The organism is Rhodococcus sp. P3_B8 (genome assembly GCF_056402775.1).
On record NZ_JBFUGT010000355.1, the window covers coordinates 1 to 6179 of the forward strand.

A 6179-nucleotide genomic window follows, 5' to 3' on the forward strand; every position below is an offset into this window, starting at 1 on the left:
GTCGGTGTCCGATCAGGTCGACCAGAGTGCAGACGAACCGGTCGCCGAGGTCTCACTGCTGAAGATGCACTGCACCACCCTGGGTACCAGGGTTGCGGCGAGCTGTGTCGAACTGCTCGGTCCCGACGGTGACCGAGTCTCGGTCGGCGCGGAACGTCGGCTGCGCGATGCGAAGATCGCAGAGATCTATGACGGGACTAACCAGGTACAAAGCATGCTCGTGGCCCGGGACACCCGACTTACCGCGGCGCGCGAGACGGCTGCCGGGTGAGAGGGAGGCAGAGGCGGGAACTCGAGCCGGGGGTATAGATCGACTGGAACGACTACCGACCATAGACCCGCCGATGAGCGACGGCGTGGAGTGGAGGCCCGTTGCACGGAGTTCGCGGCAGCGATGCCGACCGGTGGCCGCTGGACCGCGCCGGCGCCAGTCTGTTCTGGGCGAACCTGAACCGAGGAATTGATCGGGTCATCCTTCGCCTCCCTAGGGCCGAGAGCTGCTGCTCGCGCTGATGGCAGTCCGGAGCCGAAATTCAGTGTGCTGATCAACAATATGGTCGGTGGTAAACGTGTCCGCTTCGAGGGCTCGTCGGGCATGGACATGCATGTCGAAGGTCCGGTTCTGCTAAACGGAACTCGAAGCGTCGACCGGACTTCTCTTGGCCGTGACTGCTGGAGAGCAGCCGCCCCCGCGCGGCCAGCTTCGCAGGGATATCGACCACGTCCACACTGTCATCGTTCAAGTGAGTCATCAGCGGCGCTTCCAGGCCGGTTGCACCGAATCGGAGAGCCCGATCGGTAGCCGACGTCGCTGACTGGCACCCGGATAGTGGCCAGTCAACGGTCGCAGCGAGGGGACCGCGGCTGCGGTCCCCTCGCTGCCTTACCACCGGGCGACGGGTCATTTGGTGGCGGATGAGCAAACTGCAACTTACTTGTCGGACAACAACTAACTTCGGAAGACTTTCACGCAGTTCTCGAGAATCAGCAAGGTAGTGAGTAGCGAAGAACGAAGTCAAGATGCTTGCGCATCTCCTCCCCAGCTTTGTCCGCGTCGCCTGACTCGATGGCCTTGGCAATGGCGATGTGCTGCCGAACTGTCTTTTGTGCAACATCGCGGGTGACCTCGAGGAACTGCGCTGGATGGGTGGCGTTGTGCACCGCGGCGATGAATGCGGCCAGCAGGCGATTGCCGGAGGCGAAACCGATGGAGGTGTGGAAACGCAGGTCGTATTCCGGAATGTTCGGGTCGTCGATGGTGATCTTCTTCTGCTGGTCAATGACTGACTGCATCGTGGCGATATCCTCATCGCTGCGGTTGCGCGCCGCCCACTGCGCGGCGGGGATCTCGAGAACACGACGGACTTCGGTGATCTCGTCGACGTCTAGCGCGCCAATTCGCAAAATAGTGTCCATTGACTCGCTGAGCATCTGGCTCAGAGAGTCGGGCGTCACGGTGTTGACGAAACTGCCGCCAGCGACGCCAGGGATCTTGCGAATCAGCCCAGAGCTGACGAGGGCGCCGAGGGCCTCGCGAACGGTGGGTCGACTCACACCGAACAGCTGAGCGAGCTCGGTCTCGGGCGGAAGCTTGTCGCCCTGCGCGAAACGACCGTCCAAGATCGCTTCCCGGAGCTGTGCCTCCACCTGATCTCGCGGCCGGGTGACCTGCGTCGCCTTGAAGGATTTGTTTGCGGTAGATGCCATCGGGTCTCCAGTTGTGGTTGGACGCGCGACCGTTCGGCGGTCGGCAATTGTCCTACAGTCTCGCAGATGCAGGCGTCCTCCAAGGGGTGCGCGATCACCTCGGCGGGAATCCCTTTTGCTGTGGTGTAAACATCTGGCTCCCCTACATCCCACGCAGACTACGTAAAAGATATGACAGTATTGTAGATTGTAGTCGATGGATGCGCTGGGCGAGACAAATGGAACGTCGCGAGTCGATCCGGAGACTGAAATTCCTAGAACCCGAGTGGGGCAGGTGTGCGACAAACGCTCCCGTACGCTGACCTGCTCCGACAGGATGCAGGCCGTACAAAAGCGGTCCCCGTAGGGGGCATGAGCTCGCGCATGTTGTCATCAGGCGACCTATCGCCAGTCCGGCTTGGTCTGGCTCCCTGTGCATCGACCACCCAGCGCGTCCGGTGGCCGGGAGCTTCTCCAGGTTGCCTTCGATGGACACCCTGTGAACCACCACTACAGGAAGGGCGCTCGACGAGAACTCCCTCGGGTCGCGACGACCTGCTACKGGGTGGTGCGGTGCCGCGAATCACCACGGTCGGCCGTCGGCTGCGCACGGTGCGGGACTACCGGGGCCCGTGATGCTGCCCTGTCGCCGGGGAATCGTAGAGACCGTGCTCGCCAACGTGATCCCCTGGCGATCGGCCTACAGCAGGATTAGATGTGGTCGCGTCGACCCGCAGCCCAACGTCAATGAGGTAGTTGAACCGGTTCGTGACCAGGTCGTAATTGCCACGAAGTGGTTGGCGCATCGAAGGCAACACGGTTCCGTCTCGAGCCGACCAGAGCGGATACGTCGCATCCCCGAGGCGTCACCGAAGCACCTGTTCTACCAGCACCGCGTCGACTCAGATGTGCCTGCCTGTCGAGGACGTCGTGGGGACCGTAGGGGAGTTGATCCATGAGGGCAAGGTGCGGCACTTCGGGCTGTCCGGGGAATCTTCCGTGACATCAGCGGATCGCCGTCCTGCAGCGAGTACTTGCTGTGGACACGGGGAGATCTGCCAACCCTGGCCGGGCTGGAATCGGACTGGTCCCGTTCAGTCTGCTCGGCAATGGATTCCTCGCCGGCACCGTGCGCTCCACAACGACGTTTACCGACGGGATGTGCGCAACAGGGTCCCACGGCTCACCGAGAAGAATCCGACCGCGAACGCAACCCTCGTCGAGCACGTCAACCGACTCGGTGCAAGGACGTCACCCCGGGCAGGCTGCCCCTGGCCGGTTGCTCGCACAGCAGACCTGGATCGTCCCCATCTCCCGGAACCCAATTGCACCTCCCGCATCGAGGAGAACGCCGGCTCACGGCATTTCTTAATCATCAACGTTGTAATACGTTTCGTGTCGTGCTATTCAGTTGCTCAGAAAGTCATTCGGGTCGTTCGTTACTGGCTTCTCAACCTGTGCCAGTCGTTACTGGCTTTCTCCAACCTGTGCCAGGTGGACGGTAAACGGCGGCCAACCTCGCAGAGAGACGTGGATCGGCATGAGACTCCCGTATTGTGTGCCAGAGTCGTTCGATAAAGCGTGTACGTGTCATCCCGAACTTCTCAAAGATGTCCTCGTCCGGCGCGCCGCCATACGGCAGCCAGGAGTGGGCGAATCCAATGAAATCCTGTGGATCAGCGCTTGGGTGGGGAAGTCCCAAGAGTGCCCTTTGCAGTTCTGCGCGTCGACGATAACGCCAATCCCTCCCATGCTTACGTAGAGCTACTGGGATGTCGGCCATACGTGTACCGGCGCTGGAGAGGGGCGGCGACGTGGAACATGCACCGAGTCCTTGTTGCTCCATGTACTTTCTCTGGTTGCCTTCGGGCATTGCGCTCCTATCGATCGAACTGAGTGGTGCAGTCACCTCTGCAAAAGCAACGAACTACCCACCAGCCGTGGAGTTCCGAGCTGTAAAGCTCCGGGCGGGGCTGATCAACGGGAATACTGTGCGTCACGTCTACCGTTGGCATGGTGGACCCACTTAGATAATTGTAAGTCATTAACCATGCTCGTCACGCCGGCAAATATGAATCCATCGCGACGAAGAGGCGACAACGATCAGCAGACCCTGAAACGACCCATCAATCAGTGGTATTCGCCTCCTCTCCCGAGGGCGCTCCCACGCGGAGGTCTCGCGAATGGCGCATTGGCCAGCACGCGATTCGTTAGCAACTAGATTCAACCGCGTATTCAGAACGGTGATCGTCGGCGACGAACGAAGTGAATGATGCGCGTTACGTTCAATCGTCCAAAGTTGTGCGACCTGTCTGAGCCTTCGTTATGGTCGAGGACGGGCTCGCGTCTGCCCACATATGCACTCACGCTACTCGGCGAGGCTGTTCACCCGGTGAGCCTGCGTAATCCTCTTGGCGCCAAATGCTGTGGCGGCACTCGTGGGTGGGTGGTTTTTGGATCGCCGGTCCGCCGAGGCGACGAGCGGGCCAGGTACCGGCGGTCAACTTCGGAAGTGGCACCCCAGATCCCGCTTCCTTCCAGCGACGCCACAGCGTAGCTGCGGCACTCGCGTAGGACGGGGCAGCCGAGACATATCTGCTTGGCAACGCGCTCTCGACGAAGACGGTCACCGCGCGTCTCGTCATCCAGGGGGAAGAAGACATTGATGTCCATACCGCGGCAGCGTGCTCGGAGCTGCCAGTCCCAGAACCAAGTCATGGGAAGCCGGGACGATACGGAAGAGTCTGCTGTAGTGCGCATCTCGGTCCTCTCTTATTCGGGATCGGTTGTACGCACGATCGCACCGAGGCTGCTCGCGGCGACACCGGGTCCTGCGATCAGAACCTTGGCCGGTGGGAACTTGCCCGCGGCGATGACCTGACCGGTGAAGTACCGACCGAACGTGTGGGCGGCCCCCCACGACAGCACGGTAGTCGGCAATGTCGGCCGTCGAGCTGAGCGCTTCCATGGACTGCGCCCGGGAAATGCGTTCTCATACTCGTTGGAGATGTTGACGCGGAATCGCTCGATGACCTCGATGATGCCCCCGTCGCATGTCCTTCGATGAAGGCTCCTGGCGACAGTTCTCTTACAGCGACCACAGCGATGGCCCTACGGGGACCGACGAAACCTCTTGGGACGTACTATGGCAGTTTGCAATAGATGGGTGCTGCTGTCAAAGCTGTGGAGCCGTTCGACCGGTTCGACTGGGCGTGGTACCGACCCCTCCCACGCCGTCGTCGATCTGCCTCATGGGAATGGCGCACAGGGCTGAGAGGATCGTCGACCCGGCGACCCACAGCACTACTGGCATCGCCGACGACGTGTCGGCGACGAGCTTGGTGAGAACCAGGGGCGTCACTGCGCCACCGACGATGACGCCGATGGTGAATCCGAGCGACAGGCCTGTGTACCGGACTGCACCCTGGAACGCTTCGGCGAAGAAGACACCGATGGTGCCCCACGTCATCGAATAACCGGTCAGCAGTACCAGATACGCGATCAACACCACAGCCTGATTGCCGGTGTCGATGGCCTTCATCCATCCGAAGACCGTCGCGGCGATCGCCAGGTTGCCCACGATAAAAATCGGCTTTCGGCCGAAGCGGTCGCTCTGGGCGCCGACGAAGATGCTCGCCGCGATGACCCACGCCGCCGCCACGATGATGATCACCAGCATCTCGTTGCGACTGAAGCCTTTTGTGGCCCCGTAAGACAGACCGAACACAGTCGCCGCGTAGAACGTCACGGAATTGCCGACGGCGGCGCCGGCGATCAACAGAACTTCTTTCATGTGATGACGAAAGACGACCACGATAGGGGCAGGAAGGATGTCGTTGGACTCTTTGAGAGCCTTGAACTCGGGACTTTCCTCCAGCCGCAGCCGGATCATCAGCCCAAGAATCACCAGCAGGCTGCTGACCCAGAACGGGATACGCCATCCCCAACTCAGGAAGGCCTCGTCGCCCATCGCCGATCCGACGATCAGGTACACGACATTGGCAATAATCAGTCCGAATTGGGCGCCGGTCTGCACCCAGGAGCTGTAGAAGCCGCGTTTGCCGGGCGGGCTGTGCTCGACTGTCATCAAGACCGCCCCGCCATACTCACCTCCCAGCGCGATGCCCTGCACGAACCGAAGGACGACGAGCAGGATCGGCGCCGCGATCCCGATAGCACCATAGGAGGGAACCAGCCCGATCGCGACGGTCGCGACCCCCATCATCAACAAGGTTGTCACCAGAGCGGCCTTGCGCCCCACACGATCCCCGAGATGGCCGAAAATGATTCCACCAAGCGGGCGTGCCACGAATGCCACGCCGAATGTCGCGAGCGACAGGAGGGTCCCGGTCAGGGGATTCGAGGTCGGAAAGAAGACCTGACCGAACAYCAGCGCAGCTGCTGTGCCGTACACGAAGAAGTCGTAGTACTCGATCGTCGTGCCCATCAGGCTGGCAAGACCAACGCGCCTCACGTCGGCAGGGGAGGGAGAC

General features: G+C 61.2%; 4 protein-coding genes and 1 pseudogene. 1 reads left to right on the forward strand and 4 read right to left on the reverse strand.

Going from position 1 to position 6179, the window contains the following annotated elements; all coding sequences use genetic code 11:
- Positions 1 to 271 (forward strand): acyl-CoA dehydrogenase family protein (locus AC1D1G_RS40070; RefSeq protein WP_477956366.1); only part of this gene is annotated, 271 nt, incomplete at its 5' end.
- 713 nt (positions 272 to 984) lie between these two features.
- Here AC1D1G_RS40070 and AC1D1G_RS40075 read toward each other — a convergent pair.
- The 4 genes and pseudogenes from AC1D1G_RS40075 to AC1D1G_RS40090 form a co-directional block, all read right to left on the reverse strand.
- Positions 985 to 1707: a FadR/GntR family transcriptional regulator gene (locus AC1D1G_RS40075; protein WP_283335358.1), complete on the reverse strand. Its 723-nt coding sequence runs from the start codon at positions 1705 to 1707 to the stop codon at positions 985 to 987.
- Positions 1708 to 4071: 2364 nt separating this feature from the next.
- Complete coding sequence (locus AC1D1G_RS40080; RefSeq protein WP_349307491.1) at positions 4072 to 4446, reverse strand: WhiB family transcriptional regulator; 375 nt, start codon at positions 4444 to 4446, stop codon at positions 4072 to 4074.
- A gap of 18 nt (positions 4447 to 4464) precedes the next feature.
- Positions 4465 to 4675, reverse strand: a pseudogene (locus AC1D1G_RS40085) (Re/Si-specific NAD(P)(+) transhydrogenase subunit alpha); the annotation flags it as partial.
- Positions 4676 to 4861: 186 nt separating this feature from the next.
- Positions 4862 to 6179, reverse strand: a 1318-nt coding sequence (locus AC1D1G_RS40090; protein ID WP_477956367.1) for an MFS transporter, incomplete at its 5' end; no start/stop codon positions are given.